Source organism: Dyadobacter sp. UC 10 (assembly GCF_008369915.1).
GTDB lineage: Bacteria > Bacteroidota > Bacteroidia > Cytophagales > Spirosomataceae > Dyadobacter.
This window is the reverse complement of the sequence record NZ_VSRN01000001.1, coordinates 5,143,985-5,170,049: the sequence shown is the minus strand read 5'-3', so window position 1 is coordinate 5,170,049 and position 26,065 is coordinate 5,143,985. Positions and strand designations below refer to the sequence as shown.

Genomic DNA, 26,065 nt, shown 5'->3' with positions numbered 1-26,065 from the left:
GGATATTGTTATTTAAAACCTTAATTCTCAAAAAATTAACTACCATCAATGCCTTCTATTGCTGAAAATATTGCCCGAATAGAAAAAGGATTAAAACAGGAAACCCGGCTTGTGGCTGTAACAAAAACCAAGCCTGCGGAAGTGCTCAGGGAAGCTTATGAGGCTGGGGCCAAGCGGTTTGGCGAAAATAAAGTGCAGGAAATGGTAGCCAAATCCGAGGAACTGCCCGGGGACATTGCGTGGCATATGATCGGCCATTTACAAAGCAATAAGGTTAAATACATCGCGCCTTTCGTGTCGCTGATCCACTCGGTAGATAGTTTGAAATTGCTGAAAGAAATAAATAAAGAAGCCGGCAAAAACAACCGCACGATAGAGTGCCTGCTACAAATTTTCATCGCGAGCGAGGAAACCAAGTTCGGTCTCTCAGAAGCAGAAGCAAAGGAAATCGTCACCTCATCTGAACTGGCGGATTTATCCAATATAAAGATCGCAGGCTTAATGGGAATGGCCTCCAATACGGACGATACCAACGTGATCAGGTCGGAATTCAAGGGACTCAAAGCGCTTTTCGAATCATTTAAACAATATGAAAATGAGTGGGTTGAGATGCGGGAACTTTCAATGGGCATGAGCGGCGACTACCTCCTGGCGGCCGAAGAAGGCAGCACGCTCGTCAGGGTCGGCAGTGCCATTTTTGGCTCACGATAACGCAGATACCTTCGAGCTCTTGTCCAGCACTTCCTGTACCTTTTCCTTTACAAAATCAAAAGTCAGATCGCAGCAAGGCAGCTCAGGCTGGCGGACCAAAACTACATTTTCCTGCCGCCCATACGTGCCTGAGTAAGGATTGTAATTCAAAAAATTATTCAATGCACCCATCAGTATCATCCCAAAAGTGCCGGTTGCATTGGCCAGATGCGACGGGCCACTGTCCAGTCCGATAAAAAACTGCGCCCGGCGGATCACCTCGGCAGTTTCCAGGATCGACAACTGCCCGCACAAATTGTGGTAAGCTTTTGTGTCCACCTGCAGGCTGCTTTTCATTCCTACCTCTACAATCTGGTAATCGTAATTAGCTGCCAGCCAGGCTACAAGCATTTCCCATCTTTCGGAGGGCCAGTCTTTCGGCTTATAATTTGACTGACAATGCAGTACGACAAAACGCCCGGATAATTGTAGCTGATCTACTTTCGCGCGATGACTTTCCTGTAAATACAATCTCGGCTGGTCATCGGCAGGGAACTTGGCTCTCGCCGGGATCAGGCTACCTGTTTGTGCAAAAACTTCCAGCAGGTTACCATAATCGAAATAATTGAAAATAGTGATGTCCCGCTGCACTGCGACGGGGTTATCAATAAAGACCTGGCATTTCGGGCAATGGTTATTGTTGCTGAATTGCAGTTCTATCACTTCATCGAATACATTGCCCGCCATTAAAATCTGCCGCTGGGTGACGCAAAACTCTTTGAAAACTTCATCTACCGCCGGATTAAATGCTACCAGCTCATAAAATGCAGGTTTGACAAACCAGACAATATGTGCATCCGGGTGCAGTGACCTGACATATCGAGAAATAGGCTCAGCAGCAATAATATCCCCGAAATGTTCTGTGCGGACAATGGCGATCAGCTTCCGCCCTTTTTCTAATTTTCGCTTGACGCCCTGAAAATGTAAACGTGCCCGGTAGCCTAGCAAACGGGCTTCGAAAATGTGGGAATATTTATGATAGCGGTGTGTCCAGAGTTGAATAAAGCGTTCTAACGTCATTTGAGTAAGCTTGTGCGCGACTGGCGGAGTTAAAATAATGTCCGCTCTCTCCTGTGCCGCAATATAATAAAATTGGCACAAACCGTTGGTTGCCCTTTCGCCAGCGGCTAACTTTACCCGCTTACTAAAAAGAACAATTCTATGAAATTCATGATACAGGCGGGCGGCATATTAGGTGCTTTGGCAGTAGCGCTCGGCGCTTTCGGCGCCCACGCTTTGAAGGGAATGCTGGAAGCTTCCGGCCGGACTGATACATTTGAAACAGCAGTTAAATACCAGTTTTATCACGCACTGGCCATGGTGCTCGTAGGTATATTAATGCAGCGCGCAGGTGCAGATGCGGTAAAACTACTCGGCTGGTCAGGTAATGCATTCGCGATCGGTGTGATCATATTTTCCGGATCCCTCTATGCGATCTGCTTCACAGGCATTACCAAGTTTGGCGCCACCGCACCCATCGGCGGACTGGCTTTGATTGTCGGCTGGGTATTGCTGATCCTGGCAGCTGGGAAATTGTGAATGAATGAATGAATGAATGAATGAAAAGCTATTTGGTCATTGGGTCATTCGGTCATTCAATAATTGGGTCATTGGGTCATTCAGTCATTCAGTCATTCGATCATTAACCTCTGGACAATGTAAACGGCCGCTGGGCATCGATTTTGAGGAAAATGAACAGCAGAATCGAGAAGGACCAGAGTGAGGAACCTCCGTAGCTGAAAAACGGCAAAGGAATCCCGATCACCGGCATCAGACCGATCGTCATACCGACATTAATCATAAAGTGGAAAAAGAGAATTCCCGCCACACAATAACCGTAAACCCTCGCAAAGCGGCTTCGCTGTCGTTCTGCGAGAATGACAAGTCTTGAGATCAGACAAACAAAAAGAAAGACTACCACTGCCGCACCGATAAACCCGTGCTCCTCGCCTACCGTACAGAAAATGAAGTCGGTACTTTGCTCAGGGACAAAGTCAAATTTAGTCTGGGTACCTTGCAAAAAACCCTTTCCAGCAAAACCACCTGATCCGATCGCGATCTTGGATTGAATTACGTTCCAGCCAATACCTCTCGGGTCAGAATCCGGGTCGAGGAGTACCATGATCCGGCCACGCTGGTGTTTTTGCAATACATTATTCATAAAAAAATCAACCCCGAAAACGATCCCGATCATCACAAACGAAATCAGGATCGTCGCCCATAAACCGCCCCGACGGCGGGTCATAACCGGCATAATCCAGATCGCCAGTCCTGCAATAACGATGATCGCACCGGCGATATACCATTTGACAAAAAGCAGTGTAATGATCAGCAAAGCGGCCATTACCATGCCGATAGCAGGAATGAAACCAGGCATCCCCTCCCGGTATAGCACCACGGCGAAGGACGCAAAGACGAGCATCGAACCCGTTTCATTCGATAATAAAATTAGGAATGCAGGTAATGCGATGATACCCATGATCGGGTAATAATCTTTGAGCTTTCGCGTGAGACTGATCGCCGGGTCGCTCAGGTATTTAGAGATCGCCAGACTGATCGCCAGTTTGGAGAATTCCGCGGGCTGCAATGAAAATGCCCCCAGCTTGATCCAGGAACGCGATCCGTTGATATTCGAGCCGGCAAACAATACTATTACGAGCAATGCAATCACCACCGCGTAAATAATGAAGGAGAATGTTTCGTAAAATTTGTAATCGATCACCAGGATACAAACGATCAGCAATGCCGCAGTACCAATCCACATCAGCTGCTTCCCTGCATTGTTATTAAAATCGAACATGCTGGTTTGCGCCTCCGGGTTGTACACGGCCGCATATATATTAACCCAGCCAATAGCAAGGCAAGCAATGTAGATCAGCACCACAATCCAGTCTACATTCTTCGTAATAGGCTTATTTTCAGGCATTGAAATATTCGGAATTATAAATCCTTGAATTGATATTATGGATTGACGGCGACCGGCTTGTTTTGGGCCGAAGGCTTTTCAGGAGTTGCAGGTTTTTTCTTGGTAGTATCGACCGGAATTGGTTTTTTCTGTCCCGGCAGAATCACTTTGCTCATAAAATCCGCTTTCAGCATTCGCTCTTCAAGCGCCTTGTTGGTCACTTTTCCGGTCAGGTACTTTTCGATTACCAGGTTGGCAATGGGCGCGGCGGCCGAACCTCCTGCACCTGCATATTCAACAAATACCGCTATGGCGATTTTTGGATCCTCTACCGGCGCAAATGCAATAAAGATTGAACTATCGTCTCCTTTTTTATTCTGGGACGTACCCGTTTTCCCGGCAATCGTGATCCCTTCCACTTTCGATCTCCGCGCAGTACCTCCTTCCACCGCACCAATCATGCCCTCGATCACCGGATCAAAATTATGTGGGTCTACCCCGCTATCGTGCCTCACCAGGTATTCAGGCTTGACAAACTTTTTGTCTCCTATTCCGTGGATCACGTGGGGCGTATAGTAGTAGCCCCGGTTCGCGATGATAGCCGCCACGTTTGCCATTTTTAAAGGTGTGATCAGCAACTCCCCTTCTCCGATACTCAGCGAATAGATATTGGAAAATTTCCAGCGATACTCTCCATAAAAACGGTCATAGTATTTTTTATCGGGCAAATTCCCCTTGTACTCGCTGGGAAGATCGATCCCCAGACGTTGGCCGATGCCAAACTTGCTCATCCGGTCGTGCCACTCGTCCAGCCCGACTGCGGACGCCCTAAACGTATTCTTAATATTGTTTTTATAAATAAGCCTGCGGAAAACATTGTAGAAATACGGGTTGCAGGAATGCATCACCCCCAGTGCAACCGTGCTGGTAGCCGGATGAACGTGGCAGCCCATCGGACAGTTTGCATGCGTGAATCCACTTCCAGGCGTAATAACCCCCTCCTGCAAACCAATCAGTGCCTGTATCAGCTTAAATGTGGATCCTGGCCGGTAACTGGCCATGACCGGTCTGTTGAAAAGCGGTTTGTAAGGATTTCTGACAAGTGCCGCGAAATTTTTGGAGAAATACCTGCTCGCCAGGATATTAGGGTCATAAGTTGGCGCAGAAACTATGGAGATGATCTTGCCCGTCTTAGGTTCGATCGCGACCACGCTTCCCACTTTGTTAACCATCAGACTATCTGCATATTGCTGTACTGCCAGATCTATTCCGGTGTAAAGATTTTCGCCGGCCACTGCCATCGTATCCAGCTCACCGTTTTTCCAGGGCCCTTTATAAACCCCGCTGACATTCTGCATGACAAACTTGGTGCCCCGCTTCCCGCGCAGTTCATTTTCGTATATTTTCTCAATACCACTCTGACCAATGTAATCGCTTTGGCGGTAATAGGGCTCTTCCTGCTTTTCAAGCTGCGATCTGGTGATCTCGCTCACATATCCCAGGGTATTGGCCAGTGTAGGTGCCGTGTAGGTGCGCAATGAACTTTTGGCAAATTCGAAACCCGAATAATCGACCATCACGTCCTGTATAGACGCAAAATCTTCTTTTGACAGTTGTCGTAAAAAAAGCGAGGGCTTATACCGGCTATATGCACTGGCCGCAGCCATTAAACTATCGAAATCCCTCCTTTCAATCCCCAAAACCTGACAGAAACGCAACGTATCGTCGACCCTGGCTTTGTGAGGCGTAACCAACAGGTCGTAAACGGGGGTATTATAAACAATCAGTTTTCCGTTGCGGTCATAGATCTGGCCGCGGAAAGGTATCTCGATAACACGTTTGATGGAATTGCTCGACGACTCGATGGAATAGGTCTCGTCAAGAACCTGTAAGTAGAAGAGCCGCAATAAGTATATTAAACCTACTAATGAGAAAAATCCAATAATAACGAAGCGACGATTTTCAAGCATTCTGCACTATAAATTCCGGTTTTGTATTTTCATACGAAGTTCGTCATATCATTAGATATATCCAAGGCTGTTTATTCCCCTTTTGCTACTACCATTACCACTGATTCTTTATCAATTACCACTGCGCCGTCCGGAAGCCCTTTCGGTTTTCGTACAAATTTTTTAGGGGTATAAATAACGGGGCAAAGCGAGTCATTTTTTCGTTTGGAATAGAAGGCGGCCAGCTCGGCGGCGCGCTCGATAACGGGTGCGGGAAACGGTTTTCCAGCCTGATTTTTGACTACCACGTGCGAGCCGGTTACATCTTTTGCATGCAGCCAGAGATCTTCTTTTCCGGCAAATTGTTTGGTCAAAATATCATTATTCTTTGCATTTCTGCCAATCAGGATCACATAGCCAAGGAAGTCCACCCGTTTGAACAGATCATTTACAGGTGTCTCCGCCTTTTTTCCGTCCAGAAGGTGTGTTTTCAAATAGCTTCGTAACTCCCGTAAGGCAGCGATCTGACTAATGTTTTCGATATGTTCCGCCAGTTCTGCCCGCTCTTTCTCCCGAAAAGCCAGACTGTCGTTCAAGCGCGCAATCTCAATCTTCTCGTTTTTCGACTTACGGTAATAATTCTCCGCATTCTTTTGTGCCGAAAGTTCCTTTTTCAGCTTAATGCGGATCGGCGCATCCCGGTAAAAGTCAAAAAGCTCAACCTGTTCCGACCGCTCGGGGATGCTATGCATATTGGCCATGATAATATTCCCGATCTCGTCGTTGCGGACGGCATTTTCCAGCTCTACCAGTTTTGCAAACGTGTTTTCGAGATAGTTATCTGTTTGCTGAATGCGTTTTCGAAGTATCCTCAACCACTCCGCCTTTTCGCGGTCGAGTCCGCTGAGGCGGATATAGGTAATGTAAAATGCATTGAGCGCCTCGATCGGGTCTGTAAACTTTTGTATCAGCTCGCCGGTTTCAAATAATGTCAGCGCCGGCTCCCCATCGGTTTTTACCAGAAAAAACTCCGATGCATCCAGCTGTTGCATAACCTCCCGGATCACACTCCAACGCTCCCCGGCATCCTTCTTGCCCGCTAATTTCTGTTCCAGATAAGCATTAACCTGTTTGCCGAAAGTGGGAAAAAGGGCTTTATGGTCGAGGTTATTTTGAATATAAGCATCAAACGACTGGTTGATTTCACGATCAAACGACGCGAGGGACAAGGACTTATCTGGGACTAATTTATTGTTAAAGACCTGAACAACATTTCCTTCGGAATCAAAAGAAAGCAAATTCGACCTGTTGCCGAACAACTTTAAAACCAATGCACTGTCATCAGAAAACTGAATTTTGATAGCCCGCTCGTTTGTAAAGACCCTCACCAAAGCGACCGGTTTATTCTCAAAATCACTGAACAGGTTAACACTATTCCTGCGCGCCCGGTCAAACTTATCCGGGAAGCTCAAACAGGCAAACCGGGAAGTAAGCGTCGCTTTAATAAAAAACGGATTGATCAACTCATCTTCTCCCGCCCTGTCCGCAAAGACCAGGATGATCTCGTCCTTCTCCTGACTGAATGCCTCGATAAAGTATTTCCCGGCTAATCGGTCATGTAAAGCCGGAGCGAGTTGTTTTAAAAAATGATAATTCTGGTGCACGGGTTATTTTGGTAAAGAGGGTAAAAGTAGGGAGGATGGAGGAAGGAGGAAAGGGAGGAAGGTGATTTTTTGGGCTAATTGCCTATGAAAAACTATATGCATTAAGATGTAAAATTTGTTTCCTTCAAACGAATTACTTAGACACCGCATTCAATGACTCCAAAGCCCTTCCTCCTTCCTCCCTTCCCTCCATCCTCCCCTTCCCCCCAAAAAAAGAAACTTCCCAAACACGGAAAGCTTCTTTCACAACACTACTACACTTAAAAATTAATGCACTGCCGAGGTGTCTACCTTGCCTTTGCCGCTTTTGGTCCAAAGTACAAACGGTACACAAATAAGGAACAAAACGCCCAGGTATAGAAAAACGTCCATATAAGACATTACCTGCGCCTGTTTCGAAACCGTAAAATCAAGGAGCTTATAGCCGCTTTTCAGAGCAACATCGGAGGAAAGCCCCTTTGCCATAAATGAATGCTGCAAACCTTCGACGCGCTGCTGTACTGCCGGATTGTTAATATCCAGTTTACTTACCAGATCATTCCGGTGGAGCATGTTCTGGCGGGCGATGAACGTGGTGATCACGGCAACCCCGAATGATCCGCCCAGCTGACGCATCATCCCGGTAAATGCCGCTCCTTCCCCAATTTCACGGCCTTTTAAAGTCGATAATGCCAAAGTTGTAATCGGTACAAACAACAGCCCCAGTCCTATTCCGCGCACGATCAGCATATTAAAAAAAGCGTCACTGCCCGTATCAGGCGTCAGTACCAGGTAGCCCCAGTAACTGTAAATGAAAAAGAATACCATGCCGATTGCCACAAGGTATTGCTGCTTTACGCCTCGCTGCAAAAGCTGGCCTACGATCGGCATCATCATTGCGGTGACGATCGCGGCGGGTACCATCAGCATCCCCGATTGTGTCGCTGTCCAGCCTAACGTAGCCTGCGTGTAGAGCGGGATAATGAATGTCGAACCGTACAAACCGAAACCCAAGATAAATGACAGTATCGTCCCGACGCGCAGGTTTCCGTTCGATAAAACCCGCAGGTTAACAATCGGGTTTTTATAGGTAAGCTCCCGCCAGATGAAAAAGAAGAAGGAGAAAACAGTGGTGATCGACAGGATGGTAATGATCTCATCATTAAACCAATCTTCTTCCTGTCCTTTTTCCAAAACATATTGCAAAGAACCCACTGCGACCGCAAGGAACACAATACCCCACCAGTCAATTTCACTGCTGCTTTTTTTCTCAGAAAACCTGGGGCTTCTTACGAATTGCAGCGTCAGCATGGCTGCAATGATTCCGAGTGGGATATTAATATAAAAAATGTAAGGCCAGCTGTAATTGTCGACAATATAGCCGCCCAGCGGAGGGCCTAATGTCGGCCCTACAATGACGCCTAATCCGTAGATCGCCTGCGCAATTCCGCGTTTCTCGGGCGGGTAACTTTCGGTGATCAGAGTTTGCGCGGTGACCAGCAAAGCCCCGCCGCCGAATCCCTGGATCAACCGGAAAAATACCAGTTCCCAGATATTATTAGCATTACCACAGAGAAATGACGCGACGGTAAATATGATAATGGAAGCCGCAAAATAATTCCTCCTTCCGAATTGCTGAGATAGCCAGCTCGTCATCGGCACAATGATCACATTACCGATCGCATATGCCGTAATTACCCAGCTCACTTCCGATAATGTGCCGCCCAGGTTCCCCCGCATATCGTTCAGGGCAACGTTGACGATCGTCGTATCCACGATTTCCAGCAACGCGCAAAGCACGGCGGTAATCGTGATAATGATCCTTCTATACCCGTATTCTACGAGTGATTCCTGTAATTCCATCCTGATTTGTTTTCAAGATTACAAACTCAATATCTAGTTCAGCTCCACGTCCACGAGCACGTTCATGCCCGGACGCAATTGTGCGATAAGCGCATCATCGGCCTTTGTAAATTCAATCCTAACCGGCAGTCGCTGAACTACTTTTACGAAGTTACCACTCGCATTGTCAGGAGGAAGCAATGCGAAACGGGCGCCTGTTGCAGGAGAGAATGAAGCAACTTTCGCTTCAAATTGATGCTCAGGATAGGCGTCGACGTGGATTAATACTTTCTGCCCAAGCTTCATTTTAGTAAGCTGCGTTTCTTTGAAATTCGCTACTACCCACGGTTCTGTGGCTGATATAATGCTGAAAAGAGATTGTCCTGCCTGCAAAAACTGACCAGGCTGTGCATTCACTTTGGAAACACGACCGTCGGTGGGCGCCGTGATGACGGTGTATGACAAGTTCAGTTCCGCGTTCGCGATTTCTGCCTGGCGGGCTTTTATATTGGCATTTGCAACCGTAGTCTGGCGCGAAGTTGCGCTTGTTTGCTTTCCTGCTGCCCTGGCCTGACGTTCCGCAGCATTCTTTTGGGCCACCAATACAGCCAGCTGGCGTTCCGCCCTTTGTTTGGTAGCAGAAGCCTGTTCGAATTCCTGCTGCGTGATCGAATGATCCTTGATCAGGTTTTCATATCTGGCGAAATCCTGATTTGCCCTCCATACATTGACTTTCGCTTCCTCGATCTGCGCTTCCACAATAGACACATTCGCCTCATAAGTAATACCGCTTGCCTGCGAGGCACTGGTTGTCGCATTTGCTACCACCAAACTTCCCTCAGATCCTGCCAGTGCAGCTTTTGCCTGCTCCAACCTGATCAGCTGATCGCGGTTATCCAGCACAATAAGCGTATCCCCTTTCTTAACTTCCTGGTTATCTTTCACTTTGATCTCTGTAACATAACCCGAGATTCTCGGAATTACAGGGCTGATGTTAGCGTCTACCTGCGCATCGTCTGTTTCTTCATGGTGCAGTCCGTGGTTATATTTCGTAAATCCCCAGGTCCCGCCGGCAATGATCAACACGGCCAGGATGATTATAAACCTATTGTTTTTCTTCTCAGGTACGGTTTCCATATTTTTTGAATGACTGAATTAGTGAATGACTGAATGATTGAATGAATTTTTGGGAGGAAGGAGGAAAGGACGAACGGAGGAAGAGTTGCTTCGCATCATATTAAAGAACTAAAAAAACCTCCCCTTCGTCCTTTCCTCCTTCCTCCCTCTCCTCCCTCTCCCTCCTCTCCCTCCTACCGTATTACCCCCGCAGTTTGTTCCAATCGCTTGAAAGCTACAATTGCGTCAGCTTTTGCGGCTTCGTAGTTGATTTTGGATTGAACCTGGGCTACATCTGCATCGAGGAGTTCGGTGGTGGTTACGAGGCTGTTATCGAATTTATTTTTCGTGATGCGATAGTTTTCGTTTGCTTGCTCTACTGCTTTGGCATACACATCTATTTTCCTTTTGCTCAAAACATAATTATAGTAAGCAGTATTAACTTCGAGATGGATCCGGTCGACCAGGATTTCTTCATTGGTTTTCAGTTGGTAAGCGTGAGTCCGTGCCTTGGCAATTTTCGAGCCTGATTTCCAGAGTGATGCTACGTCATATCTGATACCAATTCCCGCATTAACTGCATTTGGAATCACTGCTACACCGGGAATATTCAGCGCCACATAACCAGCTGTGAGGGCTATACTCGGGTAAAAATCTGATTTGGCACCTTTGATGTCGATATGGGCAGCTTTCTGGCGGATACCGTTTGCTGCAACATCCTTTCTGTTTGTCAATGCAGTTTGTTCCCAGTCGCCTGCATTCCCCTCTTCTTTAAATACCATGAAACTGGCTGAATCGGCAAGCAGCGGGGTATTTTCCGGTAAACCCAGCAGCAGGTCCATATTGATGGTGGTAACTTTCAGGTCGTTTTCCGCATCGAGCAAAGCCAGCTCTACGTTGGATTCCTGCAACTTTGCTTTCATCAGATCGTTTCTTGCCAGCATACCATTCCTTTCACGGTTGGTAAATTCTTCCACGCGCTGGCGTTCACGCAACAGGTTTTCCGCAACCAGATCGAGTGATTTTTTCGCTTTATACAGATTACTGTAAGCAGCAATTGTATTCTGAACCACCGCATCCCGGTCATTTTCAGCATCCAGTTTCGCAGCTTCTTCCAGGTAATGCGCGGATTGCAGCCCATATTTAAATCTGAAACCGGAAAAGATTGGCACGGACGCACTCGCCATTCCGTACATCGCCTGGTGCACGTTCGGGGCTGCGCCCGAAGAAGTGCTGTCGTTTCCGCCCGGCTTTATTTTCAAATTAATATCAGGTGTATTAACACGCAGGTATGAACCCGAAATGCTCAGACTGGGGAGCTGGTTCTCTTTAATCTGACGGATGTTCAAGCCTGCCAGGTCTACATTTGTCTGGCTCAATTTGAGCTGCTTGCTGCTCTCCAGGCTCATTTCAATTGCCTCTTCGAGGGTAATCGTGCGTGCGCTCTGAGCAATCGATTGGATATGAATTGCGAGCAGGAATATTCCGCCCGCGACACAAACCAACCGCCTAATTATGATTGTGGTGTTCATTTGTTACTGTCGATTTAAATAAGCTTTTTAAATGCTGGCTTAGTTTGCGTTTCAGGTATTTCTGAAATTCCTCCTGGTTCATCGATTCCAGGTTGTTGATTTTCTTGTAAAAGTCCTGGGTAGCAATAGCGTAATTGACTGTCCCGTAAAGTGTGGTGCTCATCAGGCTCATATCAATGTCATCGCGGAAGACACCAGCCTCCTGGCCTTCCTGAATGAGTCGCTGCATGAGCGCTACATTACTTAGTTTCAGATTCATGATATGTTCAGAAATCGCAGCATTTCGCTCGGAAGTAAGTGCTTCCCGCATCATGATATTATGAAAGCACTGATTCCCCATCAATCGATCTATTACACTATCAATCAGCATATTGATCTTTTGCATTGGACTCAGTTCTCCGTCGGTGAGCAGCATTTCAAGCCGGCTTCTGGACTCTGCCATTCTCAGCTGGAACAGTGCCTCGATCAGTTTTTCCTTTGACCCGAAATAATAGGAGATCATCGACACGTTCACGTCCGCTTCCTGGGCAATGTCACGTACGGAGGTCCCGGCGAAACCCTTCTTTGCAAAAAGTCGTTCGGCCACCTCTATAATCTGTACTTGTTTTGCGTTGTATTCCATTTATCTATCTCATCAGCAACTTGTTATGTTTTACTTTTGCTGAATGGCAAGACAAAATAAACTGATTAAAAGTCAAAATTCAAACGATCGTTTGAAAAAATCAAACAAACGTTTGAATTATTGCATCAATTATTGGCTCAGTACCATTAAAATTTTTTAATATTCAAATTAAAATGAGGCAACGATTCAATCACAGTTATTGTCCTATCTTGGACATTATTATAACTCACCCGTTTCCTTTCGTTCGTCAATCCATTTATGAATGCATCTTCTACCAGTAGATTACTTCTGGCTTTTCTGTTCATTCTAGTTTCCAAAGTCGCTGTTTCACAGCCGAATCCGCCTTCCTGTGCGACCAATGATTCCCTCGCTGGCGTCTACCTCACTAAGTATGCGAAGCTTAAAGATCTCACCCGTGCAAGGACCTCGGCCGGTGAAAGACTGGAATACCGCCTCGGTATCGATATCAATTATGCTACTTATCAGATTTATAACGGGGATAAAGACCGGCTGACGAAGGAAGCCCACCGCTTCATACAAGCAGCTTCAGATATCTTCGAGCGGGAGATTAATGTAAAGCTTACGATCACTTACATACAAATTTGGGACAAGCCGGAGCCCTACGAGTTTACTAATGATTTCGACTATTTTTATCATGTGCAGAGCTACTGGACAGCCAACCGGTTCGAAGAGCGCGATGCCGTAGTAGGGTTTTCCTGCCGTGGCGGCTGGTTTTATGGCGGATACCGCATGTGTACATCCAACTTTCCGGTTCCTGATAATTCTTACATTGACGTAGACCTGCTTTCTCACGAACTCGGGCACACCCTGGGCTCCCCCCATACCCACAGTTGTTCCTGGCCCGGTGGCCCTATTGACCGCTGCACCAATGTGGAGGGATCTACATCCGAGTGTGAGGACGGGTATCCAGAGTATGTAAACGGATCAATTATGTCCTACTGCAGGAATGTATTGAGCTTTCACCCACTATGCAGAAATTTAATGCGCGATTATGCGGAGGGTAAAGTTGACCAGACGTTTCAGCTAGGCGCGTTTACCGAGCAACCCAGTGCGCCAACCGAACTGACACTCCGCGATCCGGACGCCAATGCAACCGCTACCACGCCATCTTTCGAATGGAAAGCGGCATTGCGGGCCGACCGTTACCGGGTCCAGATCGCAAAAGATGAAGCCTTTAATCAGATCGTGGAAGATACCTTGGTCAGACAGGCCCATTTTCAGTCGCGCGGTCAGAGTCAAGGGAGTTATTTTGCGAGGTATCGCCCGGAAAATGACATCAAGGCAGATGCGTGGTCGCAAAATGTTCGCTTTACGATCGCGCCGTTTTCAGAGAACAGCCTCCCTCCGCTCCTGTTCAACGTCAGGATCGTCAGTGAAAAAAATATGACCGGCTTCTTCTACACATCCGCTGGTATCAACGATTACGAAATTGAGCTTAATGATGTGAATGCAAATCAGGCTTATAGCCGCACATTTGAAACGCGTCAGGGCACGCAGCAGTCGTTTTCATTTTTGCATGAATATGAATGGTACAAGCCCTATTCCGTTCGCTTACGTGTCAGAAAGAATGATGTCTGGAGTAAATGGTCGACCAGATTTAATCTCACACAAGTCTGGACGCATGCACTAAGTTCGGCTAATCAGGTTTCAAAGGTTTCCAGCCGGCCTGTGTTGACCACAATATTGTCAAAAGGCACGCTGCATGCGGATCCGCTTTTTGGTTACCTCGAAATCGCGACGGACGATCAATTCAGAAATATCGTCGTCCGTGATTCCGTTGTTTCAAATACGCTGAATAGTTGGTTTACCAGCAAAATGCTTTACAGGCCACTTTTGGAAGAAAATACTTCCTACTATGTGCGTTCCAGGTTGAAATGGGCGCCAAAAACTTTTACTGAATGGTCGGTATCGCAGTTAAATACAGGGTTTCAGGATCAGAGATTCGAATATCTGGGTACTATTTCGCCCAGTTTGCAGAATCCCGGATTTACGGCGATGTTCAGAAATAGGTTTTACAAAGCAGCGGATCGACTGTTCGTTCACACCATAGACGCTGGCTATTACGAATCGCGTGACTTGAAAAAGTGGACTGGTTATACTTCGTCGGGCACAAATGGCAAGTCGCCGAACAGTCTGATTTTCTTTGGACAAGCAATAGATGGCAACCGCTACATGATGGATCAAGGCCAGAATATCCTGGTAAAATCGGGAGAAACTTATGAACGCTATGCTCCGCCCACGAAATTTTATACACCGGGCTATACTCCGTGGGTCATTACAGCAAACAGCGGAGTCTTCTTCACTACCTCCGACAGAGGTATCGGCCGTTTTGATCAGGGCAATTGGTACTTCTATGAGCAAAGCACATTTGGAGGAAACGTATTCATGGCAATTACCAATACTCCCGACGACGAAGTCTTGGCGGTCACCGACCAGGGTAACATCTGGAAATTCGCAAAAAATAACTGGTCGCAGCACTCCTTCATTCCCCAGGGCTACCAGGTAGCAGGCATTGTATTCGACAATCAAAAGAATGCATTTGCTTATGGTGAGTTCGGTGTCAGGCAGTTCAATCCGGGCAGCAACAGTTGGGAGTTAATAGAGGCAATTCCTGCACAATCGATCCGCAAGGTGATTTTTGATAAAAACAACCGGCTGTGGGCGGCGTCTTTCAGCTTTGTCGACAATAATACGATCTATCAGTCTTTGATCAACTACAAAGAAGGAAAGGCAAACATCTATTCTGACGGCCTAAATATCCTCAGAGAAAATTTTGATATTGAAATCTTTAACGACAAACTGGTCCTGCTGACGGGCGGCGGCGAATTGTATACGTTTGAGGAGAATAAAATACAACGTTTTGAAGCCAAAGCCGGCTATTGTGCCGGAGAGGAAATTACTGCCACCATCACCTCCAACTCCTCTTTCTCAAAAAGCAACAACACAACAATAGCGATCCGGAATATCCAAACGAATATAACAATGTCCATTCCTATTGAAAATGAAAACGGGCTGATCCGTTTCCAGCTGCCCGACTCATTGAAAAAGGGAACGTACGCTTTCCGGACTTTTACCTCAAACCCTTCAATTGAAAGCAATGAGAGTCAGCAGTTTGAGGTAAACGCACCTACCCCGATCAATGTGTCAGTTGAAGCAACAGGACAGTTTAAAAAGACATTGATAGTCCCCACAAATGCGGATCAGAATTACCAGTGGCAATTGAATGGAACTGACATTCCAGGTGCAACCCAACCTACGCTCGTCGCTTCGGAAAACGGTGATTACAGGGTGGTTATATCAAATGCCGGTGGCTGTGTGAACAGATCAGCCAATATCTCTGTAGATCTGGACAGGCCTGAGGAGATCACATTGCTTCAAAATACACCAAACCCGGCAGGTAACGCTACTGAGATCGCATTTTATCTGCCTGCATCTGTGGAAATCAACCTGGAAATGTTCAACCTGCACGGTCAGAACGTGATGCAGCTGAAAAAAGGAAGCATGAAACCCGGCTGGCATTTTGCAAAAGTCGATGCGAACCGGTTACCTAACGGAATTTACATTTACAGATTGAAGGCAGGGAACACGGTCAAAACACTGAAAATGATCAAATAACGATCATTTCACCCGGTTGGGATTTTCATTCACGAATGCGCCCCAACCACCTTTTTTTGACTTCGGCGAAGATCCGGTTGCCGTGGAGGCCGGTGAATTGGCATGATACTGATGGCAGATCGCAATCGCAATGCCGTCGGTAGCATCCATAAATTCCCTGCTCAGTTCTATTTTCAGTATTTTTTCCAGCATATATGCTACCTGTTCCTTCGAAGCACTGCCACTGCCGGTCACCGATTGTTTCACTTTCTTGGGAGAGTACTCGACGATCGGTATATTCCGCGCCAATGCAGCTGCCATTGCCACTCCCTGCGCCCTTCCTAATTTGAGCATTGATTGTGCATTCTTTCCGTAAAACGGATCTTCAATCGCCATTTCGTCGGGCAGGTAGTCTTCAATCAGCTGGGTAATGCGTTCAAAGATTTTCTTCAACTTCAACTCGTGGGTAGTATATTTGCTCAAATGAATGACCCCATATTGAACCAGAGAAATTTGCTGATTTTTGACCGATATCACACCATAACCCATCACTTGAGTACCGGGATCCACTCCGATAATAATCTTCTCCGGTACTTCGGCCTGCTGCAATTTTATCATGGTGCAAGATAACGAACTCTCCCCTCCGAAAGAAAAATCCGCCAGGCTAAACATATTCTGGGCGATCAAGCTCGTAGTCACTTTTTTGATCCTGAGCTACATTTATAAGACTTTTCAAAACGAACAAAAAGGAATAGGCGACGTTAGCGAGGTCTTTGGAGATGCTTTAACTTACACCAATCTCGCTTTATTCATGCTGGTGCTAATCCTCGTTCCTGTAAACTGGGCATTGGAGAGTTTGAAATGGCAGAAACTGGCGCAAAAAGTTCTGCAAATCAGTTTTTGGGAAGCATTTCGGGGTACCCTTACCGGCCTTGCAGTAGGTGTAGCAGCACCGGCGCAGCTCGGCGACACGATCGGAAGAGTGGCTGCGCTGAAATCAGACAGGCGGCTGGAAGCAATTGGTGCGGCCCTGGTTTCAAACGGAATTCAGTTCAGTGTATCCGTTGCAGCAGGCGCGATCGGCTGGTTTCAGTTGATGGACCGGCTGGCTATCCCGCAGGTAACCAAATCCGCAGTCAGCATACTTATTACTACCATTTTTATACTGAGTTTCATTTTAGTCTGGTTCAGGAAAAAGCTCACAAACTGGCAGCCTGGCCGACCTATATTTCTCAAAATCCATTCTTACATCCGCATTATAGGGACTTATTCGGCATCTGAACTCCGCTGGGCCTCCGCATATGGAACCTTGCGTTACTGTGTTTTTTTGAGCCAGTTTGTCCTTGCACTATTGCTTTTCGAAATTCCGGTCGGTTTACCAGATCTGTTTGCATGCGTATCATTGATCTTCCTGGCGAAGACCTTGATCCCCGCCATTAATGTGCTGGGAGACCTGGGGTTACGGGAATTTACAGCGCTGGTTGTGTTTGCATCGTATAATCTGCCGCCTGAAAAGATCATCGCCGCCACATTCATGGTTTGGATCGTCAACGTATTGGGCCCGATCCTGGTCGGCATTTATCTGATCTGGAAGTACAAATGGAAAGCATCTAGGTAAATTTCGGGCAAGAATGATAGAACAATACGTACTTCCCTGGCTTCTCCCCCTTCTCTGGCTTTTCTCGGTGAGCTACGCCTGCTTTACGTTGCTGCTACTGTTTTTTTGGTCAAAAGTCAAAGCTCCTGCCGCTGCGCCAACCGTACACGGTGCTACTGTTTCAGTTATCATTCCGGTCCGTAACGAAGCTGCTAATATTCTCTTGCTCCTGACCGACCTTGCCAATCAGACTTTGCCGGCCGATCGGTTTCAGGTACTGGTAATGAACGACAATTCGACTGATGCAACGGCTGCGTTGGTCAAGGAGTTTTCCGAAAAAAGTAAAATCGACATCCAACTGATCAACCTGCCGGATACCCCTACAAGCTCGCCTAAAAAGCGGGCGATAGAAACCGCGATCTTCATTGCAAAAGGCTCACTTATTGTTACCACAGACGGTGATTGCCGCGTTGGCCCCAACTGGCTGAATGCGATTGCGACCTATTACGCCGCTACGAAAGCGAAGCTGATCAGCTCGCCGGTCACGTTTTCGAAGGCAGGGAATCTTACTGATCATTTGCAGATCGTAGAATTTGCGAGTCTGATCGGCAGCGGTGCCAGCGCGATCGAAGCAGGTTACCCTTCCCTTTGTAACGGGGCAAACCTGGCTTACGAAAAGGATGTATTTAGCGCAGTAGGCGGTTACGATGGTGTAAGGCACATTGCTTCGGGAGACGACGAATTTTTAATGCATAAAATCGCCGCACAATATCCCGGATCCGTTCATTTTCTCAAAGATCAGCGCGCCATCGTCACCACTGCCCCACATCACCGCTGGGCCGATTTCTTTCGCCAGCGGAAACGGTGGGCCAGCAAGTGGAAGCACTATCAAACCCCCACACCGCTGGTTTTGGCCATATATGTTTTCGCTTGCAATTTCTCAGTAATACTAAGTGGTACTTTATGGATTTCCGGGAAGCTTGACACAGGCAGCTTTCTGGCGATGCTGGCATTCAAGAACCTGCCTGAATGGCTTTTTCTGAGTAGTGTATTGCGTTTTCTGGGTAAGGCAGGCTCTATCGTATTTATTCCCGTCACCCAAATGATCTATCCATTCTACGTATGCTTTTTTGGCCTGGCTGCGCAAAAGCCTGCATATAACTGGAAGGGCCGCAAATTGGTTTAGCGAGTTGGCTGGATAAAAAAACTGCCCGCAGAAAGCGAGCAGCTTTTAAGAAGTTAACATAACGCTTTAAGATCAATTACTATTTTTTCAGGAGCTTTGAAGTGTGCTTTCCTTCCCCATTTACCACGTTCACGATATATAACCCCTGCGCAAATGCCTGCACATTGATTTTGAATTCAATTTGGTTTGGTACCGGCGTGGCGAAGTAAACCTGCTTTCCGGACAAGCTCACGATTTCCAGTTTTTTGACAGCTGAAAAGCTTTTCACATTTACTTCATCCTGAGTTGGGTTCGGATAAAAGTCAACAGATAGTCTTGCATCACAACTGCCTGCGTCGACGCTTCTGATTACGCTGTAATCGAAAGATTCGTCGGTGTCAACTTGTTGCAAACGATAGTAATAATGTTTTGCCGGTGCAGTTTCACCAGAGAATGGCGAATCAGAAAAACGGTATTCCTTCTGGCTGGCATTGTAATCGATGCGGGCAAGCGACTGGAAGTTTCTTGCGTCTGTTGAACGCTCCACTACGAAGTGAGAAAAGTCAGTGGCCTCAGTAACAACCCATTTCAACTCGGCATTACAATTATTGTTTTCTGCCGTGAAGCTGGCAAGCGTAACCGGCAATGTAATTGGTGGAGGACTGGTGAAGCAGGTTCCTGTTGAAGCAGGATATTTGATGTTAATAATTTTCCATGGATCTACGGTGACGCGGATGGTCGCACCATCTTTGCGAAGTGAGGTCCAGCGATCCTCTACTTCTTCCCATTTTGAGCCGTTTTTCTCAAATCCGGGCCAGGCAACTCCATTTCCCTCCAGGTCGATAGATGCACCTGGAAAAAGAACGCTTCCGCTCAAAGGCATATCTGTATCTTCATGAACGATCTTACCGTCTGAATTAATCCATTCGATCTTGGCAGTTTTACCGGTGGCGTCAAAGTTGGATGGAGTGATACTATAATCCAGCCAGGGTGCATTTTTCTCGCACTTGGAGCTGGCACTTACTGAAATTGTTTTTTCGGCAGGCTCCGGAACAGCGGGAATAAACGGCCAGAAGTGGATTTCATCGCCATTGTGCGCAAATTTCTTTGCGATAATCTGACCGTTGATATTTCCGTTGTTACCTTTTATGAGCTCCGCCTGGGGAGTGAATATAGTTCCGTGTATCACGCTGCCTGTAATGGTCATTTTTTTCGTAGCATCAGGGAAGTTGTAGATCACATAGCTACCCTGTGAGTCAGACAAACCGCCTACATTTGGAAATTTGATGCTGCTGTTACCTCCACGGGATGCACAGAAAGTTGGAAAGTCTACAATGTTGATGATCAGGCCGAATTTGCCACCACCTGCTGCATATTGTTCATCGGTTGTGCCAAGTTGCGGGCCCGAGGGTATATAATCGAAATTAATGTTATTGATGCTGTTCCAAACCTCCGCCGAGACAGTTAAGACATTGATTGTGTTTGGGTTGACCCTGATCCTGGGATTCTGATCAAACTTATTGGGGTTCGAATAAGGCCCCATCTCAGCGCCGTCGATCACGCCGCCATTCTGGTTCAGTATAGGCAGGTTATCTTTTAAGTCTTTCAGATGTCCTGATCTTTTAGTTAGCGTAATAAAAGCGCCGTCAATGTCGATCTGATCCCCACCGGTTCCGAAGATATTTTCAAAAATTGGATTGTAAGAGTCACCCACTTTCCGACCAGGTTTAAAATCATTTACATTGGCATTCAGCTGGATGTTTGGCTGACTATCCCATCCGCCGCTGACGTCGGTAATGCGGATCGTAGATTCAGCGTTGTTGTTGTCTTTGTACCAGATTTTCAAATTGTTCAAATCAGCGGCATTCGGGGTTCCGTTTCCGATTTTAAGATAGTTCTGCCCGTTGATCTGCAGGGTTCCACTGTTAAGTTTTACACCACCGCGAACCGCAAGTCCGATTGAGACGCCGTCGACAAAGAACGCTCCGTGTTTTTTGTCGAAATTGATCTGATACTGGTTGGAAATTAAATTCCCCCCAACCGCGATGGGCCCTTCTGTTTCGTTTGGTGCAAGCGTAAGGTCACCCAGGACGAAAATATTGAATCTGCTGGCAGCTGCGGTAGGACTTTGTGCATGGATTCGATTGAAACTGAACGCTGATAATAGAAGGAGGCTTGTAAGTAAACGTTTGACGAACATTGTTGAGTCGAGTTTTGATTTCTCAACGAAATTATGCCGCCTCTAAAAAACAATAATTCTTTTTGTGACCATGGCTGCTAAGTTTGGGGTAACTCAGACCATTTTCGGGGTATCAAGAATTCAAAAATTGCACTATACAAATAAAGCCCACAATCAGGTTGTTAACTATATTTAAGATACCCGTAAGTAAATTTTAACTATTTAAAGCACTAATTCTACAACAATGGAGCAAAAAAAGTGGATTTCATCTAAAATCCGCTACGAAATACATTAGAAAAGTTTCGATTTAAGGTTAAACCGAAACTTTGAAGTTGTATTATAACAAGAATCACCCTCTCAGACAAACGCCCCGATACAGGAAGTGACTCTGCCTGAACATACAATTATTTGTATACAGCTTTACCTTTTATTTCCTTGATTTCATTCTGCATATCCTGTAACATCCGCATGAGCTGCTGCATATCCGACTGCGGCTCCGGAAGCTGCTTGCTGTGGAAACTATAGTATTCCCAAAATTCGATTACATCCGTGATTGGCACTGTGTACGCGAAATACTGTTTGTTGAAAGATTGCAGCAACACGGTTCCATCCTTATTGATAGTAACCTGTTTGAAAACAAAATCCTGGTCACCTTTCAATATAACGATACAAGGGGTTTCCGGCTTGATGGCGGTCCAGTCCTGAACATAACGCGTGATAATGTCGCTGCCTTCCGGCACTGGCAGCATCGAATCTCCCACAGTAGGGAACATCCTGAACGTTCCGTTCCTGGGAACGGTGGGCAAATTGAACCTCGGTAATGTCGCCAAAAATTCAGGGTCTGCATAACCTGACCGGTAACCTGCTTTGGCGTGGACCGGAACATATTCGATGTTTTCCTGCTCTTCCTTATCGACCGTGATCGCCAGGACGCGAATCTGGTCGCCTTTCATAAATAGCTCACTACCTTTTTCCAGGTCCCTTATTTTCTGACCGGAGAGCTTAGTAAGGTCTATTTTCAGGATACTGTCAATGCTCATGCGGAAAAACTCGGAAAAATTGATCAGGTCATCGATCGTCGGATTGGCCGTGCGCCCGCTTTCATGCGCATTCAGCTTCACCCTGCTGATCCCCAACTTTTCCGCCAAGGCCTCCTGGCTCAATTTTTGACGCAGACGTAAGAACTTAATGTTAACCGACCAAAAAATCTCCTGAGTTTTCATAACGAACGATTGATATTTAAGAAACCAAATATAAGATATTTTAAATATCAATAGCAGAAGAATTTAATTTTTTCGCAAATAATTATGAAAAAGTTTTTGTTTAAGTAATTTTAAAAAAAGTTAAACAAAATGTCGTCATATTCTATCAAAGACCTGGAACGTATCAGCAACATGAAGGCGCACACCATTCGTATATGGGAGCAACGCTACGGCCTGCTTACGCCCGGGAGGACTGACACGAATATCAGGTATTATGATGACGAGCAACTGAAGAAACTACTGAATGTCTGCACGTTGCTGAACCAGGGCATGAAGATTTCGCGTATCAGCCAGCTTAACAAGAGGCAGATGGCTGAGGAAATCGATAAGGTTATAGCGGGCTCCTTCCAGAGCGATAACCACGTTGAGGCGATCGTAAACCAGGCATTGATTGCTACTGCAACATTCGACGCAGCCATGTTCGAAGAAGCATTCGGCAATGCGGTGAAAAAATTTGGAATCAAAAAAACATATGAAAAAGTTATCTACCCGCTGCTTGTCAGAACCGGGCTTCTGTGGGTAAAGGACGACCTGCTTCCTTCTCAGGAACATTTTTTATCGAACCTGGTCCGCCAGAAACTGTTTGCTGCAATCGATTCGCTCCCGCTTCCGGAAAATTCCTCTCAAAAATGGCTGCTGTATCTGAACGAACAGGAGGACCATGAAATCGGCTTGTTATTTGCGAATTATTTGATCCGGCAGCGCGGACAAAACGTAATATATCTCGGCGCGCGCGTGCCGCACAGCGACCTGGCACATGTCGTGAAGCAATGCAGACCTTCACATATATATTCATTTATAATCGGAAATCATGACCAGCTGGATGATATGTTGCGCAAGCTGATCACCGATTTTGGAGATTCGATGCTTTGCCTTTCCTGCGGCAATCCGGACATGCGCAAAAAAATTTCTGAATACCCGATTACGCAAATCGGATCAATTGATAAACTGATTGAAATGCTGAACGATGCAGAATAAGGGTCAAAATACAAATACCCCGGCGCGGAAAATCGCCGTGATCGGATCGGGATTTTCCGGCATGGCGGCGGCGGCACTGCTGGCAAAGGCAGGTAACAATGTGACTGTTTTCGAAAAAAACGAAATGACAGGAGGGCGCGCGCGCACTTTTTCGGAGGGCGGATTTGTATTTGATATGGGCCCAAGCTGGTATTGGATGCCCGATGTTTACGAGCGCTTTTTTCAAAAATTTGGCAGAACATCCGCTGATTTCTACGATCTGAAAAAACTGGACCCCGGATTTGCAGTGATATTCGGCAACGCGGAGCTCATCGATATTCCCGGAGATTTTGAAGAAATATGCGCCCTTTTCGAAAGCATGGAACCCGGAAGTGCTGCGAAGCTCCGAAAGTTTATTGCAGAAGGTGAGTTCAAATATGAAGTCGGAATGCAGGATATGGTTTACAAACCAGGGCATTCCTTCACCGAGTTCTTCAGTCTCGGACTCCTGCAAAAAGCACTGAAAATTCAGCTATTCACCTCATTTTCATCACATGCGCGACAATACTTCCGCGATCCGCGCCTGCTGGCATTGATCGAATTCCCGGTCCTGTTCCTGGGCGCAATGCCGCGCGACACACCCGCATTATACAGCCTGATGAACTTCTCGGGATTAAAACAGGGCACTTATTACCCGATGGGCGGCTTTGGCAAAGTGGCCGAAGCATTCCAGCAGATTGCAGAAAGCGAGGGTGTGACATTTCGCACCGGCCAACGCATCGAAAAGCTCGAAATTTCAGACGGCACAATCCGGCAAATACGCGCCAACGGCATGTTACAAAACGTCGACGCGGTAGTGGGAAGTGCTGATTACCAACATATTGAATCAACTCTATTGGACCCGGAATATCAAATGTACCCGGCCTCCTACTGGGAAAGCCGGACGTTCGCTCCCTCCTGCCTGTTATTTTATTTGGGTATAAGCAGAAAGGTTGACAAGCTCCGGCACCATAACCTGTTTTTTGATGAAGATTTCGGGCAACACGCCGTGGAGATTTATAAAGACAAAAAATGGCCGACAAAACCGCTTTTTTACGTTTGCTGCCCATCTAAAACCGACCCTTCTGTTGCCCCTGAGGGTTGCGAAAACCTATTTGTGCTCATGCCTGTCGCGACCGGGCTGGAAGACCCCGAGGCCATCAGAGAAAGATATTTCACGCTTTTGATGGACAGGCTCGAAAAATTTGCAGGTGTGCCCGTCAGAGAACATATCATATTTAAAAGGAGCTATTCCGTGTCCGATTTCAAGGGTGACTACAATGCTTACAAAGGCAATGCTTACGGGTTGGCCAATACGCTGATGCAGACAGCCATTTTTAAACCAAAAATGAAAAGTACCAAGGTCACCAACCTCTTTTACGCCGGGCAACTGACGGTACCGGGTCCGGGCGTACCTCCGGCGATTATTTCCGGCCAGATTGCCGCCAACGAACTGTTGAAATCCCTAAACTGATACACTATGAAAATCCTGTATGACAACTTATCGGCATCGTGCAGCAAGAAAACCACACAGCTTTACAGCACCTCCTTTTCACTGGGTATCTACTTTCTCAAACCCGCACTACGCGCGCCGATCTATGCGATTTACGGCTTTGTGAGATTGGCCGACGAAATCGTCGACAGTTTTCATGACTACGACAAAGTGGCGATGATGGCCGAAATCAGGGAAGCCACCGTGGATGCGATCCGAAAAGGGATCAGTATCAATCCGATCCTGAATAGTTTCCAGCATGTTGTCAATGCATATCATATTGAATGGGAGCTGATTGATACGTTTCTGAGAAGTATGGAAATGGATCTGATGAAAAAAGAGCACACGCGGGACACGTTTCATGAGTATGTACTCGGCTCGGCTGAGGTAGTCGGCCTGATGTGCCTCCGTGTGTTTTCGGAAGGCGACGACCGGATATTCCAGGAATTGAAACCGTATGCTATGAAACTGGGTGCCGCTTTTCAAAAAGTCAACTTTTTGCGCGACCTCAAAGCCGATTACCAGGACCTGGGGCGTACCTATTTCCCGGAAGTGAACTTTGACCATTTTTCACGCAGGGACAAAGAAATTATTCAGGCCGAAATCCAGGAAGATTTTGACAATGCGCTGATAGGCATCAGGAAATTACCCGGCGGCGCGAGGCGCGGAGTTTATCTGGCCTATTATTATTATAAAAAACTGTTTCTGAGAATAAAGGAGACTCCGGCCGAAAAAGTCATGAATGCGAGGATCAGAATCCCTGATTACGACAAGCTGGGCCTGATGTTTCGTTCACTTTTGAGGCACCAGTTTGACCTGTTATGACGTTGTACCATTAATATAGTGCGAACGATCAGCCCCGAAACCCACCAATAATATGCAAGATCAAGTTGTTCTGGTAAATGAAGAAGACGAAGCCGTGGGCCTGATGCCCAAACTGGAAGCACACCAGAAAGGAATGCTCCACCGTGCCTTTTCGGTGTTTATTTTTAATACAAACGGCGAAATGCTGTTGCAGAGACGCGCATTCGGAAAATATCACTCGGAAGGATTGTGGTCGAATACCTGCTGCAGTCATCCTTTTCCCGACGAGTCGGCGCACCATGCAGCAGTAAGGCGGCTGCGTGAAGAAATGGGTATCACGGCCGGGCTCGATTTTCTTTTCACATTTCAATATCGCGCGGCCCTTGAAAACGGATTGACCGAAAACGAACTTGACCACGTTTTCTGGGGCATTTCGGATGAGAAACCTTTGATCAATACCGAAGAAGTGAGCGACTTTAAATACATAAAGTTGAGCGACTTAAAAAAGGACCTCTCTCAAAATCCCTCGCGCTACACGGAGTGGCTTAAAATTTGCTTCGACGAAGTTTCAGAAAAAATCAGGCTTAAAAAATAGA

At 46.6% G+C, this 26,065-nt stretch carries 20 protein-coding genes; 9 read left to right on the top strand and 11 right to left on the bottom strand.

The features are described 5' to 3' along the window. Positions 1 to 48: 48 nt before the first annotated feature. The gene (locus tag FXO21_RS21415; RefSeq protein WP_149641990.1) at positions 49 to 711 is read left to right on the top strand and encodes a YggS family pyridoxal phosphate-dependent enzyme; all 663 of its coding nucleotides are present in this window, start codon (positions 49 to 51) and stop codon (positions 709 to 711) included. Here the strand turns inward: FXO21_RS21415 and FXO21_RS21410 are convergent. Beyond that, entirely contained in the window at positions 703 to 1,770 is a 1,068-nt protein-coding gene (locus FXO21_RS21410) for a glycosyltransferase family 9 protein (protein ID WP_149641989.1), read from the bottom strand. The two genes, FXO21_RS21415 and FXO21_RS21410, sit on opposite strands and share 9 nt — an antisense overlap. A 141-nt stretch (positions 1,771 to 1,911) precedes the next feature. Here FXO21_RS21410 and FXO21_RS21405 point away from each other — a divergent pair, with 141 nt between their 5' ends. After that, positions 1,912 to 2,289 carry a DUF423 domain-containing protein gene (locus FXO21_RS21405; protein ID WP_149641988.1) on the top strand — a complete coding sequence of 126 codons (378 nt, stop codon included), beginning with the start codon at positions 1,912 to 1,914 and terminating at the stop codon, positions 2,287 to 2,289. Positions 2,290 to 2,392: 103 nt separating this feature from the next. On the opposite strand, the gene rodA is transcribed toward FXO21_RS21405, so the two are convergent. The 7 genes from rodA to FXO21_RS21370 form a co-directional block, all read right to left on the bottom strand. Next, the gene (rodA, locus tag FXO21_RS21400; RefSeq protein WP_149641987.1) at positions 2,393 to 3,676 is read right to left on the bottom strand and encodes a rod shape-determining protein RodA; all 1,284 of its coding nucleotides are present in this window, start codon (positions 3,674 to 3,676) and stop codon (positions 2,393 to 2,395) included. 35 nt (positions 3,677 to 3,711) lie between these two features. Beyond that, the gene (locus FXO21_RS21395) at positions 3,712 to 5,625 is read right to left on the bottom strand and encodes a penicillin-binding transpeptidase domain-containing protein (RefSeq protein ID WP_149641986.1); all 1,914 of its coding nucleotides are present in this window, start codon (positions 5,623 to 5,625) and stop codon (positions 3,712 to 3,714) included. Positions 5,626 to 5,696: 71 nt separating this feature from the next. Further along, the gene (locus FXO21_RS21390; RefSeq protein ID WP_149641985.1) at positions 5,697 to 7,268 is read right to left on the bottom strand and encodes an NFACT RNA binding domain-containing protein; all 1,572 of its coding nucleotides are present in this window, start codon (positions 7,266 to 7,268) and stop codon (positions 5,697 to 5,699) included. A 267-nt stretch (positions 7,269 to 7,535) separates the two neighbouring features. After that, positions 7,536 to 9,110, bottom strand: coding sequence for a DHA2 family efflux MFS transporter permease subunit (locus FXO21_RS21385; RefSeq protein WP_149641984.1), 1,575 nt, complete (start codon positions 9,108 to 9,110; stop codon positions 7,536 to 7,538). A 33-nt stretch (positions 9,111 to 9,143) separates the two neighbouring features. Next, on the bottom strand, positions 9,144 to 10,226 hold the full coding sequence (locus FXO21_RS21380; RefSeq protein WP_149641983.1) for an HlyD family secretion protein: 1,083 nt from the start codon (positions 10,224 to 10,226) through the stop codon (positions 9,144 to 9,146). Between the two features lie 173 nt (positions 10,227 to 10,399). Next, on the bottom strand, positions 10,400 to 11,737 hold the full coding sequence (locus FXO21_RS21375) for a TolC family protein (RefSeq protein WP_225865787.1): 1,338 nt from the start codon (positions 11,735 to 11,737) through the stop codon (positions 10,400 to 10,402). Continuing rightward, the gene (locus FXO21_RS21370) at positions 11,715 to 12,359 is read right to left on the bottom strand and encodes a TetR/AcrR family transcriptional regulator (protein ID WP_149641982.1); all 645 of its coding nucleotides are present in this window, start codon (positions 12,357 to 12,359) and stop codon (positions 11,715 to 11,717) included. The genes FXO21_RS21375 and FXO21_RS21370 overlap by 23 nt, the downstream gene beginning before the upstream one ends. Positions 12,360 to 12,617: 258 nt before the next feature. Here FXO21_RS21370 and FXO21_RS21365 point away from each other — a divergent pair, with 258 nt between their 5' ends. Beyond that, positions 12,618 to 15,995 carry a zinc-dependent metalloprotease gene (locus FXO21_RS21365; RefSeq protein WP_149641981.1) on the top strand — a complete coding sequence of 1,126 codons (3,378 nt, stop codon included), beginning with the start codon at positions 12,618 to 12,620 and terminating at the stop codon, positions 15,993 to 15,995. 3 nt (positions 15,996 to 15,998) lie between these two features. Here the strand turns inward: FXO21_RS21365 and ruvC are convergent, their stop codons facing one another. After that, positions 15,999 to 16,592 (bottom strand): crossover junction endodeoxyribonuclease RuvC, encoded by a 594-nt coding sequence (ruvC, locus tag FXO21_RS21360; RefSeq protein ID WP_149641980.1) that lies wholly within the window; start codon positions 16,590 to 16,592, stop codon positions 15,999 to 16,001. On the opposite strand from ruvC, the gene FXO21_RS21355 reads away from it, so the two are divergent. Further along, positions 16,591 to 17,592 (top strand): lysylphosphatidylglycerol synthase transmembrane domain-containing protein, encoded by a 1,002-nt coding sequence (locus FXO21_RS21355; RefSeq protein WP_149641979.1) that lies wholly within the window; start codon positions 16,591 to 16,593, stop codon positions 17,590 to 17,592. The two genes, ruvC and FXO21_RS21355, sit on opposite strands and share 2 nt — an antisense overlap. A gap of 13 nt (positions 17,593 to 17,605) precedes the next feature. Then, positions 17,606 to 18,757, top strand: a complete 1,152-nt coding sequence (locus tag FXO21_RS21350) for a glycosyltransferase (RefSeq protein ID WP_149641978.1) — start codon at positions 17,606 to 17,608, stop codon at positions 18,755 to 18,757. Between the two features lie 79 nt (positions 18,758 to 18,836). Here the strand turns inward: FXO21_RS21350 and FXO21_RS21345 are convergent, their stop codons facing one another. Together FXO21_RS21345 and FXO21_RS21340 are read right to left on the bottom strand one after the other, a co-directional pair. Next, positions 18,837 to 20,936: a choice-of-anchor A family protein gene (locus tag FXO21_RS21345; protein ID WP_149641977.1), complete on the bottom strand. Its 2,100-nt coding sequence runs from the start codon at positions 20,934 to 20,936 to the stop codon at positions 18,837 to 18,839. A gap of 383 nt (positions 20,937 to 21,319) precedes the next feature. Then, positions 21,320 to 22,138 carry an XRE family transcriptional regulator gene (locus FXO21_RS21340; RefSeq protein ID WP_149641976.1) on the bottom strand — a complete coding sequence of 273 codons (819 nt, stop codon included), beginning with the start codon at positions 22,136 to 22,138 and terminating at the stop codon, positions 21,320 to 21,322. A gap of 129 nt (positions 22,139 to 22,267) precedes the next feature. Between FXO21_RS21340 and FXO21_RS21335 the strand changes: the two genes are divergently transcribed. From FXO21_RS21335 to idi, 4 genes are read left to right on the top strand one after another with little or no spacing between them, the layout of a single operon-like run. Next, positions 22,268 to 23,155: a MerR family transcriptional regulator gene (locus FXO21_RS21335; protein WP_149641975.1), complete on the top strand. Its 888-nt coding sequence runs from the start codon at positions 22,268 to 22,270 to the stop codon at positions 23,153 to 23,155. Then, positions 23,145 to 24,647, top strand: coding sequence for a phytoene desaturase family protein (locus tag FXO21_RS21330; RefSeq protein WP_149641974.1), 1,503 nt, complete (start codon positions 23,145 to 23,147; stop codon positions 24,645 to 24,647). Before FXO21_RS21335 ends, FXO21_RS21330 begins: the two co-directional genes overlap by 11 nt. Positions 24,648 to 24,653: 6 nt before the next feature. Beyond that, a complete protein-coding gene (locus FXO21_RS21325; protein ID WP_149641973.1) occupies positions 24,654 to 25,490 on the top strand; it encodes a phytoene/squalene synthase family protein in 837 nt (278 codons plus the stop codon). A gap of 52 nt (positions 25,491 to 25,542) precedes the next feature. Then, entirely contained in the window at positions 25,543 to 26,064 is a 522-nt protein-coding gene (gene idi / locus FXO21_RS21320; protein WP_149641972.1) for an isopentenyl-diphosphate Delta-isomerase, read from the top strand. Position 26,065 lies beyond the last annotated feature (1 nt).

Excerpts from the sequence above, each read along its gene's own strand:
- FXO21_RS21415 (WP_149641990.1), top strand. The coding sequence starts at position 49 with ATGCCTTCTATTGCTGAAAATATTGCCCGAATAGAAAAAGGATTAAAA.
- FXO21_RS21410 (WP_149641989.1), bottom strand. The coding sequence starts at position 1,770 with ATGACGTTAGAACGCTTTATTCAACTCTGGACACACCGCTATCATAAA.
- FXO21_RS21405 (WP_149641988.1), top strand. The coding sequence starts at position 1,912 with ATGAAATTCATGATACAGGCGGGCGGCATATTAGGTGCTTTGGCAGTA.
- rodA (WP_149641987.1), bottom strand. The coding sequence starts at position 3,676 with ATGCCTGAAAATAAGCCTATTACGAAGAATGTAGACTGGATTGTGGTG.
- FXO21_RS21395 (WP_149641986.1), bottom strand. The coding sequence starts at position 5,625 with ATGCTTGAAAATCGTCGCTTCGTTATTATTGGATTTTTCTCATTAGTA.
- FXO21_RS21385 (WP_149641984.1), bottom strand. The coding sequence starts at position 9,110 with ATGGAATTACAGGAATCACTCGTAGAATACGGGTATAGAAGGATCATT.
- FXO21_RS21380 (WP_149641983.1), bottom strand. The coding sequence starts at position 10,226 with ATGGAAACCGTACCTGAGAAGAAAAACAATAGGTTTATAATCATCCTG.
- FXO21_RS21375 (WP_225865787.1), bottom strand. The coding sequence starts at position 11,737 with ATGAACACCACAATCATAATTAGGCGGTTGGTTTGTGTCGCGGGCGGA.
- FXO21_RS21370 (WP_149641982.1), bottom strand. The coding sequence starts at position 12,359 with ATGGAATACAACGCAAAACAAGTACAGATTATAGAGGTGGCCGAACGA.
- FXO21_RS21365 (WP_149641981.1), top strand. The coding sequence starts at position 12,618 with ATGAATGCATCTTCTACCAGTAGATTACTTCTGGCTTTTCTGTTCATT.
- FXO21_RS21355 (WP_149641979.1), top strand. The coding sequence starts at position 16,591 with ATGGTGCAAGATAACGAACTCTCCCCTCCGAAAGAAAAATCCGCCAGG.
- ruvC (WP_149641980.1), bottom strand. The coding sequence starts at position 16,592 with ATGATAAAATTGCAGCAGGCCGAAGTACCGGAGAAGATTATTATCGGA.
- FXO21_RS21350 (WP_149641978.1), top strand. The coding sequence starts at position 17,606 with ATGATAGAACAATACGTACTTCCCTGGCTTCTCCCCCTTCTCTGGCTT.
- FXO21_RS21345 (WP_149641977.1), bottom strand. The coding sequence starts at position 20,936 with ATGTTCGTCAAACGTTTACTTACAAGCCTCCTTCTATTATCAGCGTTC.
- FXO21_RS21340 (WP_149641976.1), bottom strand. The coding sequence starts at position 22,138 with ATGAAAACTCAGGAGATTTTTTGGTCGGTTAACATTAAGTTCTTACGT.
- FXO21_RS21335 (WP_149641975.1), top strand. The coding sequence starts at position 22,268 with ATGTCGTCATATTCTATCAAAGACCTGGAACGTATCAGCAACATGAAG.
- FXO21_RS21330 (WP_149641974.1), top strand. The coding sequence starts at position 23,145 with ATGCAGAATAAGGGTCAAAATACAAATACCCCGGCGCGGAAAATCGCC.
- FXO21_RS21325 (WP_149641973.1), top strand. The coding sequence starts at position 24,654 with ATGAAAATCCTGTATGACAACTTATCGGCATCGTGCAGCAAGAAAACC.
- idi (WP_149641972.1), top strand. The coding sequence starts at position 25,543 with ATGCAAGATCAAGTTGTTCTGGTAAATGAAGAAGACGAAGCCGTGGGC.